The sequence below is a fragment of the Cupriavidus sp. F041 genome (assembly GCF_057814235.1).
Window position 1 is genome coordinate 995,190 of record NZ_JBVASY010000002.1, and the last position, 23,916, is coordinate 1,019,105.

The window sequence follows — 23,916 nt, forward strand, 5'->3', positions numbered from 1 at the left end:
GCATGAACGTATCTTTTGAGGCCGATGCCCGCCTGCGCATCGATAAATGGCTGTGGTGCGCGCGATTCTTCAAGACGCGCTCGCTGGCGGCCGAGGCGGTGGAGCGAGGCAAGGTCCAGGTCAATGGTCAGGCCTGCAAGAATTCGCGCGAGGTCAAGCCGGGCGACACGGTCGTACTGGAGGCGCACCAGCAACGCTGGGAAGTGGTGGTAAAGGGCGTTGCGGGAGCCCGCGGTCCGGCAACCGTCGCCCAGACCCTCTATGCGGAAACCGAGGCCAGCGAGGCGCGCCGGCGCCAAGACGCGGAGAACAGGCGGCTCAACGATGAACCGGCGTCGCGCTTGCAGGGCCGACCGACCAAGCGCGACCGGCGACAGATCGATGGAGTCAGGGGGTGAGGAGGGCAGCCGCGCGGGCGGTCGCCCGGACTCACCTGGCTGGGTCAGCGAACGTAGGGGATGATGTAGTGCTTGAAAACCGCCTTGCCGCTGCCGTACTCGGTGTCTCGCGGCGTGAACGCGCCGGAAAGGCAGATAAAGGCTGTCATCACCGATAATGCGGCGAGTAGGAAGACCGTCAGAACAGGCAGCTTATGCATGGCTAACCTTTCGAGAGTGGCCCGACGTGTGATGCATCTTCGACCCCGTTATTTTTGTCATTTTTATACCTTTTCATCTTAGGGTGTGCGCTGCTGCAAAGCAATATGGCCCCTATTTTCACGCACCTCTCTTTGTAACCTTGTGTTTCACTGCACCATCCCGGTGCGCCCTTGAAAAACAGACGCTTGCCACCAACTGCAGGCTACATTTGCCGATTGACCACCCGGCGGCCTGCGACCAGGCAGGCCGCGTCCTTGTATTGATACGGATCGACATGGAAGAACAGAAGCAGACGCCACCCACCACGCCGCCGCTCACGCCCGCCAGCGAGGAGCTGAACACCGCCCCGGCCGGCCAGGCCGAGAACGCCGCTGGCGACGTGGCGGCCCAGCTGGCCGCGCTTGAAGCCAAGGCCAAGGAGCACTATGACATGTTCCTGCGGGCAACTGCCGAGGGCGAGAACATCCGCCGCCGCGCCCAGGATGATGTCACCAAGGCGCATAAATTCGCCATCGAAAGCTTCGCCGATTACCTGCTGCCCGTGATGGACAGCCTGCAGGCCGCGCTGGCCGATGGCTCAGGCGATATCGCCAAGCTGCGCGAAGGGGTCGAGCTGACAGCGCGCCAGCTCCTTAGCGCCTTCGAGAAGGGCAAGATCGTCGAACTGAATCCGGTCGGCGAGAAATTCGACCCGCACCGCCACCAGGCCATTTCCATGGTGCCCGCGCCGCAGGAACCCAATACCGTGGTCACGGTACTGCAGCGTGGCTACATGATCGCAGACCGCGTACTGCGTCCGGCACTGGTAACGGTGGCGGCGCCCAAGTAAGCGCAACGCCTCGGCTGTCCGCCCATTTGGCCGGCACAAGCAACGCCCGGTGCCGCTGGCCCGGGCGTTTTTCATTGCAGGAGAAGCCTATGTCCATCAAGCCAGACAATGCCGCCGCACTTGGCGCCGCTGCCGACGCGGCGGCGCACCTGGATCACCGCGCGTTCGATGCGTTTGGCATGCGCGAAGTAGCGAGTGACGACATTGATGCCGCCATTGCCGTTGCCGGCGACGCGCTCGTTTGTGTATTTTTCTGGGGCGTGGACTGTTTTAACTGCGAGATGGCGAAGAAAGCCATGCTGGCCAATCCCGAGCCGGTGCGTGCCCTCGAACTGCACTGGCTGCACGCCAACGTCTATGCGCATCCCGAGTTAGGCAAGCGCTTCGGCCTGCATGGCATTCCCGTGTTCATGTTCTTCCACAAAGGCAAGAAGCTGGGGCGGGCCACCGGCTGGCACGGGCAAGGCCAGTTTGCAGCGGCCGTAGCCAACGCCCGCCTGAAGGCCAGCGGCAAGCCGCTGGCGGGCTGAACGCGACCTGGGCCGTTGCGGACGGCGGCCAGCTCAGCGCGACAGTGCGTACCCTAGCCGGAATTGCCACGGCAGCTTGCGGTTGTAGTCCAGCAAGCTCTCACCATAGCCGACAAAGTAGCCGGCCATCAGATACCCCGCCGTGCCCGGGATCAGGCGTGCCAGCGGGTAAGTCACCGCCGCGTCGACGCTGCCGTAGTACTTCTGCGTGCCCTTGCGCAGGGTGGCGGCAAATTCCCATGAGTCGGGCTTGCCGTAGGCCAGCTTCAGATCCATGAAGCCACGGTAGCTGGCGATGTCCGGGTTGTCGTTCTTCTCGACGTAGTAATACAGCTTGGGCGAGATGCTCCAGTGCCAGTTGGTCAGGTCGCCCAGGTAGAAAGTGGGTTTTACGAACACGGTATTGATGCTGCGCGACTGGCCGCCATCACGGCCATTCGACTCGTGCTCCACGCCCGTTGCCAGCGAGAGCCGGCTGATGGCGCGGTTGTGCACGCCAGTGTCCGAGAGGTAATAGAACAGGCTTGGCCGATAGTTAGTGTCGCGGAAGGGGCGCGAATCGCCGGACAGATCCCACAGCGAAAACTGCGTGTAGCCGAAGTACAGGTTTTCAAGCAGGCCGCGCGAAGCCGGGTTCTCGCCCTGGTAGATGCGGAACTTGAAGCTGAACTGGAACTTCGCATTGGCGCCGTCGTGCGCACCCAGGATGAAATACATCGGGTCATTGAAGGTGAGCCGTCCCTGGTCGCGGAGGTCCGGCTGGACCGGCGCTGCCTGGCTGGCAGAAGCCACCGGAACTACCGGGACCACGGGGCTAGCGCCACCGGCGCTTGGCTCCGGTGCGGTTCCCGCTGGCGGTGTACTCGCGACCTGGGCCGCAGGCGGATCATCCGCGCGCGGCGCGCGATTGAGCGTGACGAGAACCGGGGCGGCATCGATGTCAACCGGATCCAGCCGCACCAGGCCGCGCAAGTTGGGTGGCAGTTCCGCGCCATATTCGATGGTGCGGTACTCCCCCTTGCGCAGTTTGAGGGTCGACGGGCCTGCGGTGACGCGCCGCATGCCAAGCCGCACAGGCGCCTGCAGGTCGGCAGAAGCCATGACCTCAAGGGTTTCGGGCACGAGGAAACTGCGGTTGGCGCTATTGGCGCTCAGTAGCAAGGTCAGGGTCAGTGGCTTGGTGCCATCGACCACCTTTGGCGGTTGCAGCAAGGCGATGGCGGCGTGGCTGGACAAAGGCCAGCCGGCCGCGATGGCGATAGCCAGCAGGAGAGCGGGCCTCGCGCCGGGGAGGCGCCGGATGGGCGCGCCGGCACCCGCCTCCGGTTTGGAGGTACTAGGTGGCATTGAGATCTGGACGCCGCATTCACCGGGAAAAGTGATGCATGCGCTGCGTGATATTGCGACGCGGTAAAGCCTATCATGCTCCGCATCACAACTTTGTGATCATTTGTACGCAGCCCGGATGCGTGAGGTCGTGTGCCTCAGCGGCTGGCGCGGCGCTGGATCGATGCGATGTATTGCTCGCCGTCGGGCGGCATGCCGGTGCGTTGTGCCTGCCAGAGCATTTCGCCCAGGCACTCCATCACCTGGTGCTGCGCCTCGTGGGGCGAATCCAGGCGCTGGGCCAGGGACTCGTAGGCCCGGCGGATGCCAGGAGGCTGGTCGATGGAAACCTGCTCGGAGATGGACAGGTGCATGGCCAGGTGCAGGAAGGGATTCGTCTGGCCGCCTTCAGGCGTGTAATCCTGGGTCAGCGCGCCTTCCGTGTCGGTGAGCAGGCTGTGATACTCGGGGTGCTCGCCGATCCAGTCGACTGCAATGACTTCGAGTGGCGTCAGGACATTGCCTGCGCGCTGCTTTTGCCATGCTTCGCAGAAAAAACGGCGGACTTCTTCGCGGGAGGGATTGAACATGATGCCGGTATTGTAAACGAGCTCTCCCGCTGCTGCAGCGCAGTTCGCCCGCCAGAGCGCTGCCCGAATCGGACCGCCAGCTACTAGAATGCGGCGTTGCCCGGCGCCGCCGGGCTTGTCCTTGTCCGCGCACCGCCATGCCTGCTTCCCGATCTTCCGCCACCGCTGGCCACCAGCCCGTCCACAACGCCCGCGAGCAATTCGCCGGCGTATTGCTGATCGCCCTGTCGGCCAGCGCCTTTGGTGCCATGGCGATTTTCGCGCGCTTTGCCTACGAGGCCGGCACTGACGTCTACGGCTTGCTTGCGGTGCGCTTCGTGCTGGCAGCCGGCGCGCTGGCGATGGCGATGCGCCTGCGCGGGGTTGGCCTGCCGGGCTGGCGCAAGGTACTCGCGCTAGCCGCCATGGGCGGCATTGGCTATGTCGGGCAGTCGTTCTGCTTCTTTACCGCGCTCAACCATGCCCAGGCCAGCCTGGTGGCCTTGCTGCTTTACCTGTATCCGCTCTTTGTCACCATCCTCGCCGCCGTTTTCCTCAAGGAGCGCCTGAGTACGGCGTCCGTGATCGCGCTTGTGCTGTGCTCGGTCGGGGCGGGGCTGACCGTGGGCGGCGGCCAGGGCTCGGCGCTCGGCATTGCGCTGGGCCTGGCCTCGGCCGCGATCTACTCGGTCTACATTATCGTGGGCGCGCGCGTTACGGCGGGTGTCAACCCGCTGGCGACCACTACCGTGGTGTGCAGCGCCTCGGCCGCGGTTTATGTCGTGGTGGGCCTGGTGCGTACCGGGGCGGGCGTGCCGCCACAGTTCCCACAGAGCTTCGCGGGCTGGCTGGCGTTGCTGGCGATCGCACTGTTGTCGACCGTCCTGGCCATCCTGACCTTTTTCGCTGGCCTGCAGCGGCTCGGCGCGGCGCGGGCCTCGATGCTGTCCACGCTGGAACCCGTGGTGACGGTGGTGCTGGCTGCACTTCTGCTGGGGGAGCACGTCGGGCTGACGCAGGCGCTAGGCGGCGGGCTGATCCTGGCGGGTGTGTTGTGGCTGACGCGCAAGGGTGCCGGCGGCCAGGTTGTGCAACAGAATTGAACCCCTTGCTCAAATCGCTTGGGGGGAGGAGTGCGGCGATTTCGATACAATCCGGCTCTCACTTCTTGTTCAGGAACCGAACGCATGAAATCGATCGATCAGGCCGCTATCGCCCAGCTGTTCACCGAAGCCCGCACCCACAATGTGTGGCAAGACCGCAAGGTGGACGATGCCGCGCTCCATCAGATCTATGACGCGATGAAGTTTGGCCCGACCGCGGCAAACGGTTCGCCGGCACGCATCGTCTTCGTGAAGAGCGCCGCCGAGAAGGCACGCCTGGTCGAATGCGTTTCCGCCGGCAACGTCGAGAAGACGCGCTCGGCGCCGGTTACCGCGATCGTCGCTTTCGATAACGACTTCCATGACCAGTTGCCCAAGCTGTTCCCGCACGCCGATGCCCGCTCGTGGTATGCCGGCCAGCCGGAGAAGATTGCCCGTGATGCGCTGATGAACAGCTCGCTGCAAGGCGGCTATTTCATCCTGGCCGCGCGTGCCCTCGGCCTGGATTGCGGTCCGATGGCCGGCTTTGATGCCGCGAAGCTCAATGCGGCGTTCTTCCCCGATGGCAAGTGGTCGGTCAATTTCCTGGTGAACCTGGGTTATGGCGAGGCCGACAAGCTGTTCCCGCGCAGCCCGCGCCTGTCCTTCGACGAAGCCTGCCGCATCGTTTGAACGGCCGCGCCTTCGCGGCGCCCACGGTTCAAGAAAAGACCCGCTTCATGCGGGTTTTTTTCGCCTGCCCGGCGCGCTCGCACTTAAATGCGCGGCGCCTCGGTCTTCTCGCGGTATTCGCAGAGCGGCTCGATCGCGCAGTGCCAGCATTCGGGTTTGCGTGCCTTGCACACATAGCGGCCATGCAGGATCAGCCAGTGGTGCGCGTCGTGCAGGAATTCTTGCGGGACCACTTTGAGCAGCTTGTGTTCGACCACCTGCACGTTCTTGCCGGGCGCCAGCCCGGTGCGGTTGGCCACGCGGAAAATATGCGTGTCGACAGCGATGGTGGCCTCGCCGAAGGCAGTGTTGAGCACTACGTTGGCGGTCTTGCGGCCCACGCCCGGCAGGGCTTCGAGCGCGGCGCGGTCGCGCGGCACCTGGCCGCCGTGCTGCTCCACCAGGATGCGGCAGGTGGCGATGACATGCTTGGCCTTGGTCTTGTACAGGCCGATGGTCTTGATGTATTCGATCAGCCCTTCCTCGCCCAGGTCCAGCATCTGCTGCGGGCTGTGCGCCACCGGGTACAGCTTGCGCGTTGCCTTGTTCACGCCTACGTCGGTGGCCTGCGCGGACAGCAGCACCGCAATCAGCAGCTCGAACGGCGAGCTGTACTCCAGCTCGGTGGTGGGGGTCGGGTTGACTTCGCGCAGTGTCTCGAACAAGGCGCGGCACTTGGCTGCGTTCATTAGTCCTTGGTGGCTGGGTTGGCGCCGGACGTGGCATCGGGATCAGCCTGGCCTGGCTTGGCGCCCGGGCCCGCCTTGGCGCGGCGGGCTTCGGCGGCATCGATCTGCGCCTGCACGGCAGGGGAGACGTTTTCAGTATTGCGCGGCTTGACGGCTTGCTGCTTCAGGCGCGCACGTTCGATGGCGGCCTGGATGATGGCCTGCTTGCGCGCTTGCGCCGCCCGTTCCTCCTCGCTTTGCGCGGTCTCGGCCTGCAGCGCTTCCAGCTTGGCGGCTGCCTTGGCCGCGAGGCGCGCATCGTTCTCCTCGCGCTCGCGCACCAGCCGCGAGCGGCGCGCCATATAGCGCGCGTGGGCTTCGTCAGCTTGTTCCTGCGACCACGCGGCCCAGCCGGTGCGTTCGGCGGTGACGGGAACCATGGCGATGCAGTCAACGGGGCAAGGTGCCACGCAGAGATCGCAACCGGTGCACCAGTCTGCCAGCACCGTGTGCATCTGCTTGGGCGCACCGACGATGGCATCGACCGGGCAGGCCTGGATGCACAGCGTGCAGCCAATGCAGAGCGCCTCGTCGATCACCGCTACCGCGCGGGCCTGTTCCATGCCGCGCTCCGGGTCCAGTGGCAGCACCGGGGCGCCCAGCAGAGCCGACAAGCGGCGGATGCCCTCGGCCCCGCCCGGCGGGCAACGGTTGCAGGCCGCGTCGCCCGCTGCCATGGCTTCGGCATAGGGGCGGCAACCATCGAAGCCGCACTTGGTGCACTGGGTCTGCGGCAGCAGGGCTTCGAGGCGATCGGCGAGGGTCGGGCGGTTGGCAGTCACGAATATTCTGGGGTTTGCGGGGGCAGCTAGGCGCCGCTCTCTTTTTCTTGCCCGGCGGGCAGGCCGGCTGGAACGGGTGCGCGGCAGGGATTATCCCCGATTTCGCCGCAGTGCAGAAACGCGAGATGATGCGCCCTTTGCCGGGGCCGCTGCGCGCAAGTTGCCCTGTGCCATAATCCGCGCAACGATTCACCAGCCGTCGCATGCGAAACGAAACCAGAACCAAGCGGGACCCCGAAGGAACGCGCCGCCGCATCCTGGATGCGGCCACCGAAGAATTTGCCAAGGGTGGACTGGCCGGCGCACGCGTCGACCAGATTGCACGCCGCGCCGAGACGAACGAGCGCATGCTGTATTACTACTATGGCAGCAAGGAAGGCTTGTTCCTGGCCGTCCTGGAAAAACAATATGCGGAGTTTCGTGCCGCGGAGGAGCAACTGCATATCGTCGAGGAAGACCCGGTGGCGGCCGTACGCACCCTGGCCCGCTTCGTGTGGGACTGGTACTACCGCAATCCGGAGTTCATCCGCCTTGTCAACAGCGAGAATCTTCACGAGGCCCGCCACCTGAAGAAGTCCACGCAGCTGCACCAGTTGATCAACCCGGTGGTCAATGTGCTTGCCGATATCGTCAAGCGGGGGCAGAAGAAGGGCGTGTTCCGCGACAATGTTGACGTTTCGCAACTCTACCTGACCATTTCGGCGCTCGGTTACTACGTGCTTTCCAACCGTTACACCATCAGCGCCGTGATCGGGCGCGATGTGGCGGCCCAGGACGAGCACGAGCGTTTCGCCGAGCTGCACACCGATATGCTGCTTTCCTACTTGGAACGCCGCTGACTTTGCCGCTGCGAGAGCCCCATGAAAAACGCCCGCTTGCGCGGGCGTTTTTCATGGGTGGCAGCCGTGGCTCAATGGTGCTTGAGCACGAAGTTGCGCAACTCCGGATAGATCTCCTGGCGCCAGCGGCGGCCGGAGAATATCCCGTAGTGACCGCACTTGGTGGCCGTGAGGTGCTGCTTGCGATCCTTGGGAATCCCGGCGCAAAGTTCGTGCGCCGCCGCCGTCTGGCCGGCGCCCGAGATGTCGTCCAGTTCGCCTTCGATGGTCAGCAGCGCGGTGCCCTTGATGTCCTGCGGACGGACCGGCTTGCCTTCGATTTCCCACGTGCCATTGGCAAGGCGGAATTCCTGGAACACCTCGCGGATGGTGTCGAGGTAGTACTCGGCGTCCATGTCCAGCACCGCGTTGTACTCGTCGTAGAAGCGCACATGGGCTTCCGCGTCGTCGGCATCGCCTTCGACCAGGTTCAGGTAATAGTCGTAGTGCGAGGACAGATGACGGTCGGGGTTCATCGCGACGAAGCCGGCGTGCTGCAGGAATCCCGGATACACCTTGCGGCCATGGCCAGGGTAATTCGCCGGTACCGTGTAGATCACATTGTTCTCGAACCACTCGAACGACTTGTTGGTCGCCAGCGAATTCACCGCAGTCGGGCTGCGCCGCGCATCGATCGGGCCGCCCATCATGGTCATGGTCTTGGGCGTCTTCTCGCCGGCCGAGGCCAGCAAGGAGATGGCCGCGAGCACCGGCACCGTAGGCTGGCACACCGAAATCACATGCAGGTTTTCCGCGCCGATGTGGCGGATGAATTCCTGGATGTAGTGAATGTAGTCGGCCAGGCCGAAGCGGCCGTCCTCGACCGGCACCATGCGGGCATCGATCCAGTCGGTCACATAGACCTTGTGATCCTGCAGCAAGGTTTTCACCGTGTCGCGCAGCAGCGTGGAATGGTGGCCCGACAGGGGCGCGCACACCAGTACGACCGGCTCATCCTTGAGCAGCTTGATGGTCTCGGGGTCGTCCGCATAGCGCTTGAAGCGCACCAGTTTGCAGAAGGGCTTTTCGATGATGGTCTGTTCGACGATCGGGATGTCCCTGCCGTTGGAGCGTACCGACTTGATATCGAAGCCTGGCTTCTCATATTCCTTGCCGAGCCGGTACAGCAGTTCGTAGCCGGCGGCCAGGCGCGTGGCGCCGGGCACCAGGGACATCGGACTCAGGGGATTGGTGAAGGTCTTGGCTGTGGCCTGCGCCCACGCGGTAAGCGGGTGCAGCATCGAGCGCTGGAATTCGTGCAGCTGGTAAAGCATGACGGGTCCCTATCAGGCTGGGGGCGAAGCTGGAATTCAACGCCTTGATGTTACAAATACAGCAAACACAGAATGGCTAATGTGTTACCGATTATGCTCGTTATCGAACAATCGTGCGATGCAGCATATACCCTAAGGTACGCTTGCATCGGAAAAAGACAATAGGACAAACGCTGTACTTCTGGCTGACAAATCCAAAAGATTGTAAAAAAATGCGGTCAGACGTGGAAAAGGCGACCGAAGTCGCCTTTTTATCCACTTTACGCGTGTACTGTTACAGCACGGCGGCGATGGCGTCGACCACCGCGTCGATGTTGCGGCTGTTGAGCGCTGCTACGCAGATGCGGCCGGTGCCCACGGCGTAGATGCCATGCTCGTTGCGCAGGCGGTCCACTTGCGCCGAGTTCAGGCCCGAGTACGAGAACATGCCGCGCTGGGCCTTGACGAACGAGAAGTCGCCCGGCACGCCCTTGGCTGCCAGCTTGTCCACCAGCGCATGGCGCATCAGCTTGATGCGGTCACGCATTTCGCCAAGTTCCTGTTCCCACATGGCGCGCAGCTCGGGGCTGTTCAGCACGGTGGCGACCACGGTGCCGCCATGGGTCGGCGGGTTCGAGTAGTTGGTGCGGATGACGCGCTTGACCTGCGACATCACGCGCTGGGCTTCTTCCTTGCCCGTGGTGACGATCGACAGCGCGCCCACGCGCTCGCCGTACAGCGAGAAGCTCTTCGAGAACGAACTCGAGACGAAGAACGGCAGGCCGGATTCGGCGAACAGGCGCACTGCCGCGCCGTCCGGGTCGATGCCATCGGCGAAGCCCTGGTAGGCCATGTCGAGGAACGGGATCAGGTTGCGTTCCTTGATCAGTTCCACCACTTGCTTCCATTGCTCGGGCGAGAGGTCGACACCGGTCGGGTTGTGGCAGCAGGCGTGCAGCACGACGATGGTGTTGGCCGCGTACGACTTCAGCGATTCCACCATGCCGGCGAAATTCAGGCCGTGGCTGGGGGCGTCGTAATAGGTGTAGTTGATCACGGGGAAGCCGGCTGCCTCGAACAGGGCGCGGTGGTTTTCCCAGCTCGGGTCGCTGATGGCGACCTTGGCGTCCGGATACAGGCGCTTGAGGAAGTCGGCGCCGATCTTGAGCGCGCCGGTGCCGCCGAGTGCCTGGGCCGTCACTACGCGGCCTTCGGTGATCAGCGGCGATTCCTTGCCGAACAGCAGGGTCTGCACGGCCTGGTCGTAGGCGGCGATGCCTTCGATCGGCAGGTAGCCGCGCGGAGTGGCGGTGGTCAGGCGGGCCTTCTCGGCTTCCTGCACGGCGCGCAGCAGAGGGATTTTCCCTTCGTCGGTGAAGTACACGCCAACACCCAGATTGACCTTGGTCGCACGGGTATCGGCATTGAAGGCTTCATTCAGGCCCAGGATCGGGTCGCGCGGGGCCATCTCGACGGCAGAAAACAAACTCATTTGGGATCTCGTGGTCAGCTATGTAACAAAACGGGAAGGCGTAGAATGCTCCGGACTGCGCTCTGGAGTGCGGGCGGCCCCCATCTTGATACCTGGCCGCCAACCCCAAGATTCTAGCGTATCTGCCCGTTTTCCTGAGGTTTTCCCTTACCAGCCTATGTCGAATCTCGTTGAAGTCGCGCCCGCGCTGGATGAAGAGAAGTTCGCGACCTTTCCCGGCTCGCCGTTCCAGCTTTACCAGCCTTATCTGCCGGCGGGCGACCAGCCCGAGGCGATCCGCCAGCTGGTCGAGGGGGTGGAGGACGGCCTGTCTTACCAGACCCTGCTGGGGGTGACCGGTTCGGGCAAGACCTTCACCATGGCCAACGTGATTGCCCGCATGGGGCGTCCGGCCATCGTGTTCGCGCCCAACAAGACGCTGGCCGCGCAGCTGTATTCCGAGTTCCGCGAGTTCTTCCCGCGCAATGCGGTGGAGTACTTCGTCAGCTACTACGACTACTACCAGCCCGAAGCCTACGTGCCGCAGCGCGACCTGTTCATCGAGAAGGATTCCTCGATCAACGAGCATATCGAGCAGATGCGGCTGTCGGCCACCAAGAGCCTGCTGGAGCGGCGCGACACCATCATCGTGGCCAGCGTCTCCGCCATCTACGGTATCGGCAACCCGTCCGAATACCACAAGATGATCCTGACGCTGCGCACGGGCGACAAGATCAGCCAGCGCGATGTGATCGCGCGCCTGATCGCCATGCAGTACACCCGCAACGAGACCGATTTCCAGCGCGGCACCTTCCGCGTGCGAGGCGATACGCTGGATATTTTCCCGGCCGAGCATGCCGAGTTAGCGGTGCGTGTCGACATGTTCGATGACGAGATCGATTCGCTGCAGTTCTTCGATCCGCTCACCGGGCGCGTGCGCCAGAAGATCCCGCGTTTCACGGTCTATCCGTCGAGCCATTACGTGACTCCGCGCGAAACGGTGCTGCGGGCGATCGAGGACATCAAGGTCGAACTGCGCGAGCGCCTGGACTTCTTCTACAAGGAGAACAAGCTGGTGGAGGCGCAACGGCTGGAGCAGCGCTCCCGCTTCGACCTGGAAATGCTGTCCGAGCTGGGTTTCTGCAAGGGCATCGAGAACTATTCGCGCCACCTGTCGGGCGCCAGGCCGGGCGACCCGCCGCCCACGCTGGTCGACTACCTGCCGTCCGATGCGTTGATGTTCCTGGATGAGTCGCATGTGCTGATGGGCCAGTTCAACGGCATGTACAACGGCGACAGGGCGCGCAAGACCACCCTGGTCGACTATGGCTTCCGGCTGCCGTCCGCGCTGGACAACCGTCCGCTGAAGTTCGCGGAGTTCGAGGGCAAGATGCGGCAGGTCATGTTTGTCTCGGCCACGCCGTCCAACTATGAGAACGAGCATGCGGGGCAGGTGGTGGAGCAGGTGGTGCGGCCCACGGGGCTGGTCGATCCGATCATCCACGTGCGTCCGGCGACCACGCAGGTCGACGATCTGCTGTCCGAGATCCACCAGAAGGTATCCGTCGGAGAGCGCGTGCTGGTGACCACGCTCACCAAGCGCATGGCCGAGCAGCTCACGGAGTTCCTGACCGAGAACGGCGTCAAGGTCCGCTACCTGCACTCGGACATCGATACCGTGGAGCGCGTGGAGATCATCCGCGATCTGCGGCTGGGCACCTTCGATGTGCTGGTCGGCATCAACCTGCTGCGCGAGGGCCTGGATATCCCGGAAGTCTCGCTGGTGGCCATTCTCGACGCGGACAAGGAAGGCTTCCTGCGGGCAGAGCGTTCGCTGATCCAGACCATCGGCCGCGCTGCCCGTAACGTGAATGGCACCGCCATTCTCTATGCCGACCGGATGACCGATTCGATGAAGCGGGCAATCGGTGAGACCGAGCGGCGGCGAGCCAAGCAGGTTGCCTTCAACGAAGCCAACGGCATCGTGCCGCGCGGCGTCGTCAAGCGTATCAAGGACATCATCGACGGGGTCTACGACCCGGGCGAGGTGAAGGCGGAACTGCTGGCTGCGGAAGAGCGCGCCAAGTACGAAGACATGAGCGAGAAGCAGGTCGCGAAGGAGATCAAGCGGCTGGAAAAGCAAATGTTCGAGCACGCCAAGAATCTCGAGTTCGAAAAGGCGGGGCAGGTGCGCGACCAGTTGGCCAAGCTCAAGCGGCAGGTATTTGGCGCCAGCGGCGACGGGGAACACCTGCCGCCGGCCGCGGCCGCGTCCTGAGGGCGGTCGAACCTGTGGCATGCCGGCGCCGGACTTGCTACCGTCTATAGTTGGAATCCCGGACAGTAGTGAGGAGATGGCTCATGGTCAAGTTCGCTCTGTGGGTTCCGCTGCATGCGAAGCCCGGCAAGGAAAAGGAAGTGGAGGAATTCCTGCTCGGCGGCCTGCCGCTGGTGCAGGAGGAAACCGGCACCACTGCATGGTTCGCGCTTCGCCTCGGGCCGTCCATGTACGGCATCTTCGATGCGTTCCCGGATGAGGCCGGACGCCAGGCCCATCTCTCGGGCAAGGTCGCGGCAGCCTTGATGGCCAAGGCCCCCGAGCTGTTCGCCAAACCGCCTTCCATTGAGAAGCTGGACGTGCTGGCGGCCAAGCTGCCCTGAGTCGTACCGTCGCCGGCCAGTCCTTCGGGCTGGCCGGCCCGCGCAGCTGCAAAGGCAGGCGAGGGGCGTGGCCTAGCCCTTTGGTGGGAGCGATCGCAGGCGCTTGTTGACTTCCAGCAAGGTTTCGCACGCGTCGGCATCGGCCTCGTGGCGCTTGCCAATGAAATCCACGATGGCGCGCAGCGGTTCGCGTTGCGCAGTGCACGCAGCGCCCTGCCCCGGAATCGAGGCCGGGCATGCCGAGCCGATTTCATCCTCCAGGCTACGCCGGACGACCGCAAGCAGGCTTTCACAACCTGCATCGGGGGTGGCATCCACGGCCGGTCCGGCGGCGCCGGCAAGGCTTGCGCAAAGCAAGATGGGTGATATTAGGAGATGGCTAGGACGGATATTCACCGCGCGATTATGAGGGGGTGACGACTTTGCGTCATCTAATTTGCCACGATGCAGCGTGCCGGGTGACCTGATCGCAATTTCGATCATTGGTTTCTCACGGCCCTCAGCGCTTTTTCGACTCCGAATCGCAACTGCGGCGCTTCCTGGTCCCGGCAGTTCGCGTGGACGGCAGCGGGTAGAATTCGGCTTGCGAAATTCGTGAAGGCCTGCCGCGGCTGCTCAAGGTGTGCTGCAAGCGATGGATTTCATTGAGGCGTTTCTTTGGTTCCGCGCTGCACTTGCGCTTCCTGAATGAACCTCAGGTATCTGATTCCTATGAAGAAATACGCCATTCTCATGTGCTGCATGGGCAATATTTGCCGCTCGCCGACTGCTGAAGGCGTGATGCGCGCCAAACTGGAATCGGCGGGGCTTGCCGATCTGGTCGAGCTGGATTCGGCGGGCACGCATGGCTACCACGTCGGGCGGGCACCGGATGCGCGCTCGCAGCGCCATGCGCTGGCCCGTGGCTACGATCTCTCCGCGCAACGTGCGCGGCTGGCGGTGGTGCAGGATTTCGCGCGTTTCGATCTGCTATTGGCCATGGACCATGACAATCTGGCGGCTCTGCGCGCAATCAGCCCGCCTGGCAGCCAGGACAAGTTGCGTATGTTGATGAGCTTCGCCAGCCGCCACGCCGCGGATGAAGTGCCGGATCCCTACTATGGCGAGGGCGACGGTTTCGAACGCGTGCTCGATTACGTGGAGGACGCGTGCGATGGCGTGGTCGCCATGCTGCTCGCAAAGAGGCTGGACGGCGCGGCCTGACCGGGGGCGCGAACCTTCCGGCCGTTGTTTAATTTTCATGAGGTTTCATGTTTCGTTCCCTGTTCCGCAAATGGCGCGAATCGCGCAATGCCAGCCTGCAACTCGACGCAATCCTGGCGGCCGCGGACCCGGAGGCACCGCTGGCGGACCGTAACAGCTGGCTGATCGAACTGGGCTACTGGATCCGGCGCGACGGGCTGCCTGGCGCCGAAGGCATGGCGGCCGACAAGAGCCGCCGCGAGCACGTTCGGCTGCGCTACCTGCTGCAGGTGCTTGGCCGCAACCCGAAAGTGGCGGGGCGCTTTGCCAGCATGGTGCGCTCGCTGGTGCGCGACAACGATCCCACTACCTTGCTTTGCGATACCGGCGTGGCGTCTCACCCGGGCTTCTGGAGCGAGGTGCTTGATCGGCTACAGGCGCGCGTCCTGCCGCCGCCGCCCAATCGCGGCGATCTGGCGGGCCTGTTTGCGCTGCTGTTTATCGACGGCAACGATGCCGACTGGGTCGAGGCGCTGGACGGCGAGTTGCTCGAGCGGCTGACTGCCGTGTTGCGCGCGGACGACCCGGAGGCAGCGGGCGATGCCGTCGCGGTGCCGGAATGGGATCGTTTTGATCGCACGCTGGCCACCAGCATCCAGGTACTGGTGAGTCAGGTTCGTGCCACGGGGCTGAGCCAGGCGATCCGCTCGCGCCTCAATGGCAAGGTGCAGGACACGCCGTTCTTCCGCCTGGGCAGCGCCGCCGAGGCCTTGTGCGAGGAAGGGGCCGCGCAGCACGGTGGCGAGGCGTTCGCGCACCGCCTCAACTATTTCCGTGCACTGCTCGACGGCTGCCACCAGGCGGCCCAGCGTGTGTACGACGATCTCGAAGAGAATGGCGTTTCTGTGGAGGTCGTGTTCCAGATCGAGCGCATGAAAGTGCGGCTCGCGCGCATCGAGCTGTTGCTGGCAACCTGGGTCGAGCCGCAGCGGCGCGACCGGCATGCCCATCTGATCGCGGCGTTGATTCGTTCCACCCAGGCGCGCCGCAGCATCGTCCATCTGGCCGGCACTTCGTTCTCGCAACTGGCGCGCAAGGTGGTGGAGCGCTCTGCCGAAACCGGCGAGCACTACATCACGCGCGACCGCCGCGAGTACCGCGATCTGATGCGGGCCGCGGCTGGCGGCGGCCTGATCACCGTGGGCACGGTCTATCTCAAGTTCCTGATCTACGGGCTGCACCTGGACAAGTTCATCGAGGGCCTGCTTGCCTCGCTCAACTATGCGGGCAGCTTCCTGGTGATTCACTTCGCGCATTTCACACTGGCCACCAAGCAGCCGGCGATGACCGGCCCGGCGCTGGCGCACCGGCTCGACGCGGTCGGCAGGCCAGAGGGCCGGGAGATCTTTGTCGATGACACCATCGCAATGATTCGCTCGAACGCCGCGGCGATTTTCGGCAACCTCGCGGCAGTGTTTCCGGTCGCGCTGGCTATCCAGTGGCTGGCCAATCGCTTCCTGGGTGCCAACCTGATCACACCGGCGAAGGCGATCGCCACCATTGAGTCCTTCTCCATTCTCGGTCCCACGCCTGTCTATGCCATCTTCACCGGCGTGCTGCTGTGGCTGTCCAGTCTGGTGGCAGGCTGGGCCGACAACTGGTTCGCGCTGCACAAGGTGCACGACGTGATGGCGTACAACCGCCGCCTGCGCTATGTGCTGGGCGTGCAGGGTGCGGCGCGCATGGCGGATTTCTGGAAGCGCAATATGTCGGGGGTCGCGGCCAATGTCTCGCTTGGCCTGCTGCTCGGTCTGGGGCCGGAGATCCTCAGCTTCTTCGGTCCGCATATGGAGGTGCGCCACGTCACGTTGTCGACCGGGGCGGTGGGCACCTCGATTGGCGTGCTGGGTCTCGGCGTGCTGAAAATGCCTTCGTTCTGGCTGGCGGTGGCGGGCATTGCGCTGATGGGCTTGCTCAATGTGGCAGTGAGTTTCGCCCTGGCCTTCAATATGGCGTTGCGCTCACGCAGCCTGCGTCGGGTAGACCGCCGGGCGCTAAGCGCGGCCGTGCGGCAGCGCATCCTGAAAAACCCCTGGTCCCTGATCGTGCCTCCGCGCGCGCCAGAGACGGCGGCGCCGGTAGGGGAGGGGCGGGTTTGATGCAATGCGGCAGGGGTACTTGACTGAATTAGTCGACTTCTTTTATACTTGACCAAATTGATCAAGTACTCCCCAGCATCATGAGACTGACGACCAAAGGCCGCTTCGCGGTAACCGCCATGATCGACCTGGCCATGCGCCAGGATCAGGGCCCCGTTACGCTAGCGGGCATCAGCCAGCGCCAGAAAATTTCCCTCTCTTACCTCGAGCAGCTGTTCGGTAAGCTGCGTCGCCACGAGATCGTGGAGAGCGTGCGCGGCCCGGGCGGCGGCTACAGCCTTGCCCGCAAGGCGGAGGACGTCACGGTGGCCGACATCATCATCGCTGTCGACGAGCCGCTCGACGCGACCCAGTGCGGCGGAAAAGGTAATTGTAACGGAGATGATGGAACCGGTCGCTGCATGACTCACGAGCTGTGGGCCACGCTGAACCAGAAAATGGTCGAGTATCTCGATTCGGTCTCCCTGAAGAACCTGGTCGACCAGCAGCGCGCCAAATCCCCCGCGTTGTTGCACGACATGCGCGAAGAGTCGGTGGCGCAAGCCGTGGCCGTGCCGCTGGGCAAGGCGGACAAACAGGAAAAGCCCGCGCGTCCGCGGGTGGTGAATTCGGTTTTCAGCCTGGCTCAGTCGTAAGACGGGCAGCCGGCCAGAGAGCACAGAGAAACATCAAGCATAGCGGTCCCTAAAAGGCAGTCATAACGATGAGCACCCCACATTTCCCCATCTACATGGATTACTCGGCCACCACGCCGGTAGACCCGCGCGTGGCGGACAAGATGATTCCGTACCTGCGCGAACAGTTCGGCAATCCGGCTTCGCGCAGCCACGCCTACGGCTGGGATGCCGAACGCGCGGTGGAAGAGGCACGTGAGCAGGTGGCCGCACTGGTTGGCGCCGATCCGCGCGAGATCGTCTGGACGTCGGGCGCAACCGAGTCCAATAACCTCGCCATCAAGGGCGCGGCCAATTTCTACTCTGGCAAGGGCAAGCACCTCATCACGGTGAAGACCGAGCACAAGGCCGTGCTGGATACCACGCGCGAGCTGGAGCGCCAGGGCTTTGAGGTGACGTATCTCGACGTGCAGGAAAACGGCCTGGTCGACATCGAAGTGCTCAAGGCGGCGATCCGCCCTGACACGATCCTGGTGTCGGTGATGCTGGTGAACAACGAGATCGGCGTGATCCAGGATGTGGCGCAGATCGGCGAGATCTGCCGCGCCAAGGGCATTATTTTCCATTGCGACGCGGCCCAGGCTACCGGCAAGGTGGCGATTGACCTGAACACGCTGAAGTGCGACCTGATGTCGTTCTCGGCGCACAAGACTTATGGTCCCAAGGGCGTTGGCGCGCTGTACGTACGCCGCAAGCCGCGCGTGCGCCTGGAAGCGCAGATGCACGGCGGCGGCCACGAGCGCGGTATGCGCTCGGGCACGCTGGCCACGCACCAGATCGTCGGCATGGGCGAAGCCTTCCGTATTGCCCGCGAGGAAATGGCCACGGAAAACGAGCGTATTCGCATGCTGCGCGACCGCCTGTGGCGCGGCCTGTCGGGCATGGAAGAGGTCTACCTGAATGGCGACCTGGAACAGCGCGTGCCGCACAACCTGAATGTCAGCTTCAACTTCGTCGAAGGCGAATCGCTGATCATGGCGATCAAGGACGTGGCGGTGTCGTCGGGCTCGGCCTGCACCTCGGCGTCGCTGGAGCCTTCGTACGTGCTGCGCGCCCTTGGCCGCAACGACGAACTGGCACACAGCTCGATTCGCTTTACGGTAGGCCGTTTCACCACCGAAGAAGAAGTCGATTACACCGTCGAACTGCTCAAGAGCAAGATCGCCAAGCTGCGCGACCTGTCGCCGCTGTGGGAAATGTTCAAGGACGGTGTGGACCTGAATTCCATCCAGTGGGCCGCGCACTAAGCGCCAAGACCCCCGCAAGACCCCATAATTACGCCAAGAGGTAGCCAAATGTCATACAGCACGAAGGTTCTCGACCACTATGAAAACCCCCGCAACGTGGGCTCGTTCGACAAGAACGACGACGCCGTGGGAACCGGCATGGTCGGCGCGCCGGCTTGCGGCGACGTCATGAAGCTGCAGATCAAGGTCAATGAAGCTGGCGTGATCGAAGACGCCAAGTTCAAGACCTATGGCTGCGGTTCGGCCATCGCATCGTCGTCGCTCGTGACCGAGTGGGTCAAGGGCAAGACCGTGGATCAGGCACTGGAAATCAAGAATACGCACATCGCCGAAGAACTGGCGCTGCCGCCGGTGAAGATCCACTGCTCGATCCTGGCCGAAGACGCCATCAAGGCGGCGGTCGAGGATTACAAGAAGAAGCACGACGGCGCCACCGAACAGAAGGCCGCCTGAGTTCCGCGATCCATCAAGGGATAAAGCACCGATGATCACGCTTACCGAGAAAGCCGCCAAGCATGTGGCGCGCTACCTGGACCGCCGGGGCAAGGGCGTTGGCCTGCGTCTCGGCGTCAAGACGACCGGCTGCTCGGGCCTTGCCTACAAGCTGGAATACGTCGATGACCTGTTGCCGGAAGACAGCGTATTCGAGTCGCACGGCATCAAGGTGATCGTCGATCCGAAGAGCCTGCCGTATATCGATGGCACGGAGCTGGACTTCGCGCGCGAAGGCCTGAACGAGGGGTTCCGTTTCAACAACCCCAACGTCAAGGACGAATGCGGTTGCGGAGAGTCGTTCCGGGTCTGAGCGCGCGACGGCTGACGTCTTTGCGCAGAATGCGATGAAACGCGGCATAGTCGGCTTCCACCAGGATGACGAAAGCCATTGGGTGGCAGAGCTGGATTGCGGCCATGGCCAGCATATGCGCCATGACCCGCCCTGGCAGATGCGTCCGTGGACGTTGACGGCGCAGGGCCGGACGGCACGGATCGGCGAGGTGGTGAACTGCCTGAAGTGCGATCGGGCGGAGCCGCCGGCAGATTGGGCGGCGCGAAGCGCGTAGCGCGTTGCCGACCGGTGCCTGCGCAACTTATTGCGGCATCGCCGGCGCGGCCGGCGTGCCGCTTTTACGCTGAAGGAAGTTCAAAGGGGCGGCGCAGCCGCTCTTTTTGTTGGGGAAGGTGTTGAAAGACGATTATTTCGCCCTGTTTGGCTTGCCGGTGGGGTACGCAGTCGACGAGGCGGCGCTGGATGCCGCCTACCTGACCGTGCAGTCGCAGGCGCACCCGGACCGCTTCGCCAATGCCGGCGACGCCGAGCGCCGCGTGGCCATGCAGTGGGCCGCGCATGCCAACGAGGCGTACCGCACGCTGCGCCAGCCGCTCAAGCGCGCGATCTACCTGCTGACGCTGCGCGGCGTGGATATCCAGGCCGAGAACAATACGGCCATGGCGCCGGCTTTCCTGATGCAGCAAATGGAATGGCGCGAGGCGCTGCAGGGAGCGGTCGAGGAAAAAGACATCGCCCGGCTCGACGCGCTGCTGCGCGAGTTGCGCAGCGAGAAGCGCGAGCGCCACGCGGCGCTGGGCGCACTGCTGGATGCCGGTGATGACGCGGCAGCCGGCGGCGCGGCCAGGCAATTGATGTTCATCGAGAAAATCGAACACGACACCAGCGAGGCGATTGACCGCCTGGAAGGCTAGGGATTCAGCGCCTCCGGGCACGTTCGCCGCCGCCATGCCACAATGGCGCCCCGGCGCAAGACCGGCCTGTGTGACAGGCTGCCTTGCCACCGCACGAATAAAGACGATTCATCATGGCACTGCTCCAGATCTCAGAACCCGGCATGTCGCCGGCACCCCACCAGAAGCGGCTAGCGGTCGGCATCGACCTCGGCACGACCAATTCGCTGGTGGCGGCGGTTCGCAACAGCATTCCCGAAGTCCTGACCGATGAAAGCGGCCGCGCTCTGCTGCCTTCGGTGGTGCGCTACCTGCCCAACAAGGGCACGCAGATCGGCTACCGCGCGCAGGAAGAGGCAGTGCACGACCCCAAGAACACCATCGTCTCGGTCAAGCGCTTCATGGGGCGCGGCCTGCGCGACGTCGCGCATATCGAACATAGCCCCTACGATTTCGTTGACGCGCCTGGCATGGTACAGATCAAGACCGTGTCCGGCGTGAAGAGCCCGGTTGAGATTTCGGCGGAGATCCTGGCCACGCTGCGCCAGCGTGCCGAAGACTCGCTGGGCGACGAACTGGTCGGCGCGGTGATTACCGTGCCCGCTTATTTCGACGATGCGCAGCGCCAGGCCACCAAGGATGCCGCCCAGCTCGCGGGGCTGGAAGTGCTGCGCCTGCTGAACGAGCCGACGGCGGCGGCGATCGCCTACGGGCTGGACAACGCGTCCGAAGGCATCTACGCGGTGTACGACCTCGGTGGCGGCACCTTCGATATCTCCATTCTCAAGCTCAGCAAGGGCGTGTTCGAGGTGCTGGCCACCGGCGGCGACTCCGCCCTTGGCGGGGACGATTTCGATCAGCGCCTGATGTGCTGGATTGTCGAGCAAGCTGCGCTGCAACCGCTCTCGGCCGAGGATATGCGCTTGTTGATGGTGCGCGCGCGTGCCGCCAAGGAAGCGCTGTCGGAGGCCGATTCCACGGTGATCGACGCAGTGCTGGACAGCGGCGAGATCGTGCACCTGACGCTGTCGGCAACGGCCTTCGTAGAGATGACCGCGCCGCTGGTGCAGAAGACCCTGGCGCCGGTGCGCAAGGCCTTGCGCGATGCGGGCGTGGCGGCCGACGAAGTCAAGGGCGTGGTGCTGGTCGGCGGTGCGACCCGCATGCCCTCGGTGCGCAAGGCAGTGGGCGATTTCTTCGGCCAGCGGCCGCTGACGAACCTCGATCCCGACCGGGTCGTGGCGCTGGGCGCGGCGATGCAGGCCAACCTGCTGGCCGGCAACGGTGCGCCGGGCGAAGACTGGCTGCTGCTCGACGTGATCCCGCTGTCGCTGGGCGTGGAAACCATGGGCGGACTGGTCGAGAAGATCATTCCGCGCAACAGCACCATCCCGGTGGCGCGCGCGCAGGAGTTCACCACGTTCAAGGATGGCCAGACGGCGATCGCCATCCATGTGCTGCAGGGCGAGCGCGAACTGGCAAGCGACTGCCGCTCGCTGGCGCGCTTCGAGTTGCGCGGCATTCCGCCGATGGTGGCCGGCGCGGCACGTATCCGCGTGACTTACCAGGTCGACGCCGACGGGCTGTTGTCGGTGTTCGCGCGCGAGACGCAGTCGGGCGTGGAAGCGACCATTGCCGTCAAGCCGTCCTACGGGCTCGCCGACGACGAGATCGCCCGCATGCTGCAGGACAGTTTCCGCGAAGCCGAGCACGATATGAAGAGCCGCGCGCTGGCTGAAGAGCGCGTGGACGCCGCGCGCCTGATCGAAGCCACGCACCGCGCGCTGGAGCTCGATGGCGACCTGCTCTCGGACGAGGAGCGCGCTGGCGTGGAGCGGCTGATCGCGGCAGCGAGCGACATTGCCAAGGGCGAGGATCACCATGCCATCAAGGCGGCGGTGGAAGCGCTGTCCCACGGCACCGACGAATTCGCCGCCCGCCGGATGGACCGCTCGATCAAGAGCGCGCTGGCTGGCCGCAAGGTGGAGGACCTGGGCTGATCCCCGAGGACTCTCGCACCGTATCTAAATCCAGGACATTTCATGCCACAGATCATCGTATTGCCCCACGTCGAACTCTGTCCCGAGGGCGCCGTGTTTGAAGCCAAGACCGGAACCAGCGTCTGCGATGCCTTGCTCAGCAATGGCATCGAGATCGAGCATGCCTGCGAGAAGTCGTGCGCCTGCACCACCTGCCACGTGGTGGTGCGCGAGGGCTTCAATTCTCTCAACGAGCCGGAAGAGAAGGAAGAGGACCTGCTGGACAAGGCTTGGGGGCTTGAGCCGAATTCGCGGCTCTCGTGCCAGGCTATCGTTGCCGACGAGGACCTTACCGTGCAGATTCCCAAGTACACCATCAATTACGCCAAGGAAGGACACTGAGCGCCTGTGCGCCTGCTCGTCCCGTTGCCGACCTGACAGAGAGAATCTCCATGAAGTGGACCGATACCTACGACATCGCCGCCGCCCTGTACGACAAGTACCCGGACGTGGACCCTGCCACGATTCGATTCACCGACCTGCACCGCTGGGTCCTTGAGCTTGACGGCTTCGCCGACGTGCCCGAGCGTTCGGGTGAAAAGATCCTTGAAGCGATCCAGGCTGCCTGGATCGAAGAGGCGGAGTAAGGGAACGTCAAAGTAAAAGGGCCGGTGATCCGGCCCTTTTTTTTGACTTTTGTTCCGGGAGTCCGGCCGGTCAGGCCGTCACCAGGACACCATCCTGCAAGCGCACGCGCTGGCCTACCTGCACGCCAGGATCGGCATGATAGGTGAAGGTGCGGTAGCTGCCATTGTCCATCTGCACGCGCACCTGGTAGGAAGTGTCCTTGCGCACGGTCTTCTCGATCTGGTTGCCGGCAAAGCCGCCGCCTACCGCGCCGGCCACCGTACCCAGGATGCGGCCGTTGCCCTTGCCAATCTGGTTGCCCAGCAGCCCGCCGACCACCGCGCCACCGACGGCGCCCAGGCCACTGGCCGGCTTGGCGGTCTCGATCGGCGTGATGGCCACGATATGGCCGGTGTACGCGCTGCCTTGCGCTGGCTGGCGTTGGGCGGGGGCGCCGTTGTCAGCGCGGCTCGGCTCGGGGCCATATCCTGCTTCCGGGTTGCCGTTGCGCTGGGTGGCCCTCCCTGCCGTGGGCGCCTGGGTGGGCGGGGCGGCTGGCGCCTGCGCTAACGCGGGGCCTGCTGCTTCGGGCGGACGCGTGGTACTGCCTGGCGCCATTTGCTGGACGGCTTGCGCATTGTTGGCGGCGATCGGCGCGGTCAGCGATTGCGGCGCATCCTGCGTCGCCTTGCTAACGGGCAGCACGCCGGTCATCGCGGCGACGGCGGTCAGGCTGGCGATCACGATTGCCACCGCGGTGGCGCCCACCAGCGGATGCAGGCGGCGCTGCGCCGGCGGCGAAGAAGGCAGGGCGGGTTCGTTCGATGGCTGCAAGGTCGGGTTCGGCATATTGTTTTCCTCGCGAAGCGCCGCCAGTCAGGGGTGCTGCCGGCCAACGTCTCGATGAGACCAGTGTGGCCGAACGGGG

28 protein-coding genes are annotated in these 23,916 nt (G+C 64.0%); 19 read left to right on the top strand and 9 right to left on the bottom strand.

Annotated features, from left to right (window positions below):
* The first annotated feature begins 2 nt into the window (after nucleotides 1–2).
* The gene (locus ACZY0R_RS21675) at nucleotides 3–398 is read left to right on the top strand and encodes an RNA-binding S4 domain-containing protein (RefSeq protein WP_035868507.1); all 396 of its coding nucleotides are present in this window, start codon (nucleotides 3–5) and stop codon (nucleotides 396–398) included.
* Between the two features lie 44 nt (nucleotides 399–442).
* Here the strand turns inward: ACZY0R_RS21675 and ACZY0R_RS21680 are convergent, their stop codons facing one another.
* Entirely contained in the window at nucleotides 443–598 is a 156-nt protein-coding gene (locus ACZY0R_RS21680; protein WP_035868505.1) for a hypothetical protein, read from the bottom strand.
* A gap of 275 nt (nucleotides 599–873) precedes the next feature.
* Here ACZY0R_RS21680 and grpE point away from each other — a divergent pair, with 275 nt between their 5' ends.
* Together grpE and ACZY0R_RS21690 are read left to right on the top strand one after the other, a co-directional pair.
* Nucleotides 874–1,428 carry a nucleotide exchange factor GrpE gene (gene grpE / locus ACZY0R_RS21685; protein WP_035868503.1) on the top strand — a complete coding sequence of 185 codons (555 nt, stop codon included), beginning with the start codon at nucleotides 874–876 and terminating at the stop codon, nucleotides 1,426–1,428.
* Between the two features lie 89 nt (nucleotides 1,429–1,517).
* Complete coding sequence (locus tag ACZY0R_RS21690; RefSeq protein ID WP_488861110.1) at nucleotides 1,518–1,958, top strand: thioredoxin family protein; 441 nt, start codon at nucleotides 1,518–1,520, stop codon at nucleotides 1,956–1,958.
* 33 nt (nucleotides 1,959–1,991) lie between these two features.
* Here the strand turns inward: ACZY0R_RS21690 and ACZY0R_RS21695 are convergent, their stop codons facing one another.
* Both ACZY0R_RS21695 and ACZY0R_RS21700 read right to left on the bottom strand, forming a co-directional pair.
* Entirely contained in the window at nucleotides 1,992–3,305 is a 1,314-nt protein-coding gene (locus ACZY0R_RS21695; RefSeq protein WP_488861112.1) for a phospholipase A, read from the bottom strand.
* A 137-nt stretch (nucleotides 3,306–3,442) separates the two neighbouring features.
* A complete protein-coding gene (locus tag ACZY0R_RS21700) occupies nucleotides 3,443–3,874 on the bottom strand; it encodes a DUF1841 family protein (protein WP_488861114.1) in 432 nt (143 codons plus the stop codon).
* Between the two features lie 137 nt (nucleotides 3,875–4,011).
* On the opposite strand from ACZY0R_RS21700, the gene ACZY0R_RS21705 reads away from it, so the two are divergent.
* Nucleotides 4,012–4,956 carry a DMT family transporter gene (locus ACZY0R_RS21705; protein ID WP_488861116.1) on the top strand — a complete coding sequence of 315 codons (945 nt, stop codon included), beginning with the start codon at nucleotides 4,012–4,014 and terminating at the stop codon, nucleotides 4,954–4,956.
* A gap of 84 nt (nucleotides 4,957–5,040) precedes the next feature.
* Entirely contained in the window at nucleotides 5,041–5,628 is a 588-nt protein-coding gene (locus tag ACZY0R_RS21710; RefSeq protein WP_035868490.1) for a malonic semialdehyde reductase, read from the top strand.
* 83 nt (nucleotides 5,629–5,711) lie between these two features.
* Here the strand turns inward: ACZY0R_RS21710 and nth are convergent, their stop codons facing one another.
* Both nth and rsxB read right to left on the bottom strand, forming a co-directional pair.
* Complete coding sequence (gene nth / locus ACZY0R_RS21715; RefSeq protein WP_488861118.1) at nucleotides 5,712–6,356, bottom strand: endonuclease III; 645 nt, start codon at nucleotides 6,354–6,356, stop codon at nucleotides 5,712–5,714.
* Nucleotides 6,356–7,177 carry an electron transport complex subunit RsxB gene (rsxB, locus tag ACZY0R_RS21720; RefSeq protein ID WP_488861120.1) on the bottom strand — a complete coding sequence of 274 codons (822 nt, stop codon included), beginning with the start codon at nucleotides 7,175–7,177 and terminating at the stop codon, nucleotides 6,356–6,358. Before rsxB ends, nth begins: the two co-directional genes overlap by 1 nt.
* Nucleotides 7,178–7,380: 203 nt before the next feature.
* Here rsxB and ACZY0R_RS21725 point away from each other — a divergent pair, with 203 nt between their 5' ends.
* Nucleotides 7,381–8,016, top strand: coding sequence for a TetR/AcrR family transcriptional regulator (locus tag ACZY0R_RS21725; protein ID WP_045238081.1), 636 nt, complete (start codon nucleotides 7,381–7,383; stop codon nucleotides 8,014–8,016).
* 71 nt (nucleotides 8,017–8,087) lie between these two features.
* On the opposite strand, the gene ACZY0R_RS21730 is transcribed toward ACZY0R_RS21725, so the two are convergent.
* Both ACZY0R_RS21730 and ACZY0R_RS21735 read right to left on the bottom strand, forming a co-directional pair.
* The gene (locus tag ACZY0R_RS21730) at nucleotides 8,088–9,329 is read right to left on the bottom strand and encodes a polyhydroxyalkanoate depolymerase (RefSeq protein WP_488861122.1); all 1,242 of its coding nucleotides are present in this window, start codon (nucleotides 9,327–9,329) and stop codon (nucleotides 8,088–8,090) included.
* 274 nt (nucleotides 9,330–9,603) lie between these two features.
* Complete coding sequence (locus ACZY0R_RS21735; protein WP_488861124.1) at nucleotides 9,604–10,800, bottom strand: amino acid aminotransferase; 1,197 nt, start codon at nucleotides 10,798–10,800, stop codon at nucleotides 9,604–9,606.
* A 157-nt stretch (nucleotides 10,801–10,957) separates the two neighbouring features.
* Here ACZY0R_RS21735 and uvrB point away from each other — a divergent pair, with 157 nt between their 5' ends.
* Nucleotides 10,958–13,057 carry an excinuclease ABC subunit UvrB gene (gene uvrB / locus ACZY0R_RS21740; protein WP_441629996.1) on the top strand — a complete coding sequence of 700 codons (2,100 nt, stop codon included), beginning with the start codon at nucleotides 10,958–10,960 and terminating at the stop codon, nucleotides 13,055–13,057.
* Between the two features lie 83 nt (nucleotides 13,058–13,140).
* On the top strand, nucleotides 13,141–13,440 hold the full coding sequence (locus tag ACZY0R_RS21745; protein WP_045238077.1) for a putative quinol monooxygenase: 300 nt from the start codon (nucleotides 13,141–13,143) through the stop codon (nucleotides 13,438–13,440).
* A 72-nt stretch (nucleotides 13,441–13,512) separates the two neighbouring features.
* On the opposite strand, the gene ACZY0R_RS21750 is transcribed toward ACZY0R_RS21745, so the two are convergent.
* The gene (locus ACZY0R_RS21750; RefSeq protein WP_156177099.1) at nucleotides 13,513–13,923 is read right to left on the bottom strand and encodes a hypothetical protein; all 411 of its coding nucleotides are present in this window, start codon (nucleotides 13,921–13,923) and stop codon (nucleotides 13,513–13,515) included.
* Between the two features lie 228 nt (nucleotides 13,924–14,151).
* Between ACZY0R_RS21750 and ACZY0R_RS21755 the strand changes: the two genes are divergently transcribed.
* From ACZY0R_RS21755 to iscX, 11 genes are all read left to right on the top strand, one after another.
* Nucleotides 14,152–14,643, top strand: a complete 492-nt coding sequence (locus tag ACZY0R_RS21755) for a low molecular weight protein-tyrosine-phosphatase (RefSeq protein WP_488861127.1) — start codon at nucleotides 14,152–14,154, stop codon at nucleotides 14,641–14,643.
* Nucleotides 14,644–14,690: 47 nt separating this feature from the next.
* Nucleotides 14,691–16,781, top strand: coding sequence for a site-specific recombinase (locus ACZY0R_RS21760; RefSeq protein WP_488861129.1), 2,091 nt, complete (start codon nucleotides 14,691–14,693; stop codon nucleotides 16,779–16,781).
* 80 nt (nucleotides 16,782–16,861) lie between these two features.
* The gene (gene iscR / locus ACZY0R_RS21765) at nucleotides 16,862–17,416 is read left to right on the top strand and encodes a Fe-S cluster assembly transcriptional regulator IscR (protein WP_488861131.1); all 555 of its coding nucleotides are present in this window, start codon (nucleotides 16,862–16,864) and stop codon (nucleotides 17,414–17,416) included.
* Between the two features lie 62 nt (nucleotides 17,417–17,478).
* Nucleotides 17,479–18,702, top strand: coding sequence for an IscS subfamily cysteine desulfurase (locus ACZY0R_RS21770; RefSeq protein ID WP_276288603.1), 1,224 nt, complete (start codon nucleotides 17,479–17,481; stop codon nucleotides 18,700–18,702).
* A gap of 48 nt (nucleotides 18,703–18,750) precedes the next feature.
* Nucleotides 18,751–19,155 (top strand): Fe-S cluster assembly scaffold IscU, encoded by a 405-nt coding sequence (gene iscU, locus ACZY0R_RS21775; RefSeq protein WP_045238072.1) that lies wholly within the window; start codon nucleotides 18,751–18,753, stop codon nucleotides 19,153–19,155.
* Nucleotides 19,156–19,186: 31 nt separating this feature from the next.
* A complete protein-coding gene (gene iscA / locus ACZY0R_RS21780) occupies nucleotides 19,187–19,507 on the top strand; it encodes an iron-sulfur cluster assembly protein IscA (protein WP_017229301.1) in 321 nt (106 codons plus the stop codon).
* 34 nt (nucleotides 19,508–19,541) lie between these two features.
* Complete coding sequence (locus tag ACZY0R_RS21785) at nucleotides 19,542–19,763, top strand: DUF3565 domain-containing protein (RefSeq protein WP_488861134.1); 222 nt, start codon at nucleotides 19,542–19,544, stop codon at nucleotides 19,761–19,763.
* A 121-nt stretch (nucleotides 19,764–19,884) separates the two neighbouring features.
* Nucleotides 19,885–20,403 carry a Fe-S protein assembly co-chaperone HscB gene (hscB, locus tag ACZY0R_RS21790; RefSeq protein ID WP_488861136.1) on the top strand — a complete coding sequence of 173 codons (519 nt, stop codon included), beginning with the start codon at nucleotides 19,885–19,887 and terminating at the stop codon, nucleotides 20,401–20,403.
* A gap of 113 nt (nucleotides 20,404–20,516) precedes the next feature.
* Nucleotides 20,517–22,382, top strand: coding sequence for a Fe-S protein assembly chaperone HscA (gene hscA, locus ACZY0R_RS21795; protein ID WP_045238070.1), 1,866 nt, complete (start codon nucleotides 20,517–20,519; stop codon nucleotides 22,380–22,382).
* 42 nt (nucleotides 22,383–22,424) lie between these two features.
* The gene (fdx, locus tag ACZY0R_RS21800) at nucleotides 22,425–22,763 is read left to right on the top strand and encodes an ISC system 2Fe-2S type ferredoxin (RefSeq protein WP_045238069.1); all 339 of its coding nucleotides are present in this window, start codon (nucleotides 22,425–22,427) and stop codon (nucleotides 22,761–22,763) included.
* Nucleotides 22,764–22,813: 50 nt separating this feature from the next.
* Nucleotides 22,814–23,008, top strand: a complete 195-nt coding sequence (gene iscX / locus ACZY0R_RS21805; RefSeq protein WP_428177879.1) for a Fe-S cluster assembly protein IscX — start codon at nucleotides 22,814–22,816, stop codon at nucleotides 23,006–23,008.
* Between the two features lie 70 nt (nucleotides 23,009–23,078).
* On the opposite strand, the gene ACZY0R_RS21810 is transcribed toward iscX, so the two are convergent.
* Nucleotides 23,079–23,837, bottom strand: coding sequence for a glycine zipper 2TM domain-containing protein (locus ACZY0R_RS21810; protein ID WP_488861139.1), 759 nt, complete (start codon nucleotides 23,835–23,837; stop codon nucleotides 23,079–23,081).
* Nucleotides 23,838–23,916: the final 79 nt, after the last annotated feature.

Bases quoted from the DNA above. Each gene is read 5' to 3' on its own strand.
- ACZY0R_RS21675 (WP_035868507.1), top strand. From the start codon at position 3: ATGAACGTATCTTTTGAGGCCGATGCCCGCCTGCGCATCGATAAATGG.
- ACZY0R_RS21680 (WP_035868505.1), bottom strand. From the start codon at position 598: ATGCATAAGCTGCCTGTTCTGACGGTCTTCCTACTCGCCGCATTATCG.
- grpE (WP_035868503.1), top strand. From the start codon at position 874: ATGGAAGAACAGAAGCAGACGCCACCCACCACGCCGCCGCTCACGCCC.
- ACZY0R_RS21690 (WP_488861110.1), top strand. From the start codon at position 1,518: ATGTCCATCAAGCCAGACAATGCCGCCGCACTTGGCGCCGCTGCCGAC.
- ACZY0R_RS21695 (WP_488861112.1), bottom strand. From the start codon at position 3,305: ATGCCACCTAGTACCTCCAAACCGGAGGCGGGTGCCGGCGCGCCCATC.
- ACZY0R_RS21700 (WP_488861114.1), bottom strand. From the start codon at position 3,874: ATGTTCAATCCCTCCCGCGAAGAAGTCCGCCGTTTTTTCTGCGAAGCA.
- ACZY0R_RS21705 (WP_488861116.1), top strand. From the start codon at position 4,012: ATGCCTGCTTCCCGATCTTCCGCCACCGCTGGCCACCAGCCCGTCCAC.
- ACZY0R_RS21710 (WP_035868490.1), top strand. From the start codon at position 5,041: ATGAAATCGATCGATCAGGCCGCTATCGCCCAGCTGTTCACCGAAGCC.
- nth (WP_488861118.1), bottom strand. From the start codon at position 6,356: ATGAACGCAGCCAAGTGCCGCGCCTTGTTCGAGACACTGCGCGAAGTC.
- ACZY0R_RS21725 (WP_045238081.1), top strand. From the start codon at position 7,381: ATGCGAAACGAAACCAGAACCAAGCGGGACCCCGAAGGAACGCGCCGC.
- ACZY0R_RS21730 (WP_488861122.1), bottom strand. From the start codon at position 9,329: ATGCTTTACCAGCTGCACGAATTCCAGCGCTCGATGCTGCACCCGCTT.
- ACZY0R_RS21735 (WP_488861124.1), bottom strand. From the start codon at position 10,800: ATGAGTTTGTTTTCTGCCGTCGAGATGGCCCCGCGCGACCCGATCCTG.
- uvrB (WP_441629996.1), top strand. From the start codon at position 10,958: ATGTCGAATCTCGTTGAAGTCGCGCCCGCGCTGGATGAAGAGAAGTTC.
- ACZY0R_RS21745 (WP_045238077.1), top strand. From the start codon at position 13,141: ATGGTCAAGTTCGCTCTGTGGGTTCCGCTGCATGCGAAGCCCGGCAAG.
- ACZY0R_RS21750 (WP_156177099.1), bottom strand. From the start codon at position 13,923: ATGATCGAAATTGCGATCAGGTCACCCGGCACGCTGCATCGTGGCAAA.
- ACZY0R_RS21755 (WP_488861127.1), top strand. From the start codon at position 14,152: ATGAAGAAATACGCCATTCTCATGTGCTGCATGGGCAATATTTGCCGC.
- ACZY0R_RS21760 (WP_488861129.1), top strand. From the start codon at position 14,691: ATGTTTCGTTCCCTGTTCCGCAAATGGCGCGAATCGCGCAATGCCAGC.
- iscR (WP_488861131.1), top strand. From the start codon at position 16,862: ATGAGACTGACGACCAAAGGCCGCTTCGCGGTAACCGCCATGATCGAC.
- iscU (WP_045238072.1), top strand. From the start codon at position 18,751: ATGTCATACAGCACGAAGGTTCTCGACCACTATGAAAACCCCCGCAAC.
- iscA (WP_017229301.1), top strand. From the start codon at position 19,187: ATGATCACGCTTACCGAGAAAGCCGCCAAGCATGTGGCGCGCTACCTG.
- ACZY0R_RS21785 (WP_488861134.1), top strand. From the start codon at position 19,542: ATGAAACGCGGCATAGTCGGCTTCCACCAGGATGACGAAAGCCATTGG.
- hscA (WP_045238070.1), top strand. From the start codon at position 20,517: ATGGCACTGCTCCAGATCTCAGAACCCGGCATGTCGCCGGCACCCCAC.
- fdx (WP_045238069.1), top strand. From the start codon at position 22,425: ATGCCACAGATCATCGTATTGCCCCACGTCGAACTCTGTCCCGAGGGC.
- iscX (WP_428177879.1), top strand. From the start codon at position 22,814: ATGAAGTGGACCGATACCTACGACATCGCCGCCGCCCTGTACGACAAG.
- ACZY0R_RS21810 (WP_488861139.1), bottom strand. From the start codon at position 23,837: ATGCCGAACCCGACCTTGCAGCCATCGAACGAACCCGCCCTGCCTTCT.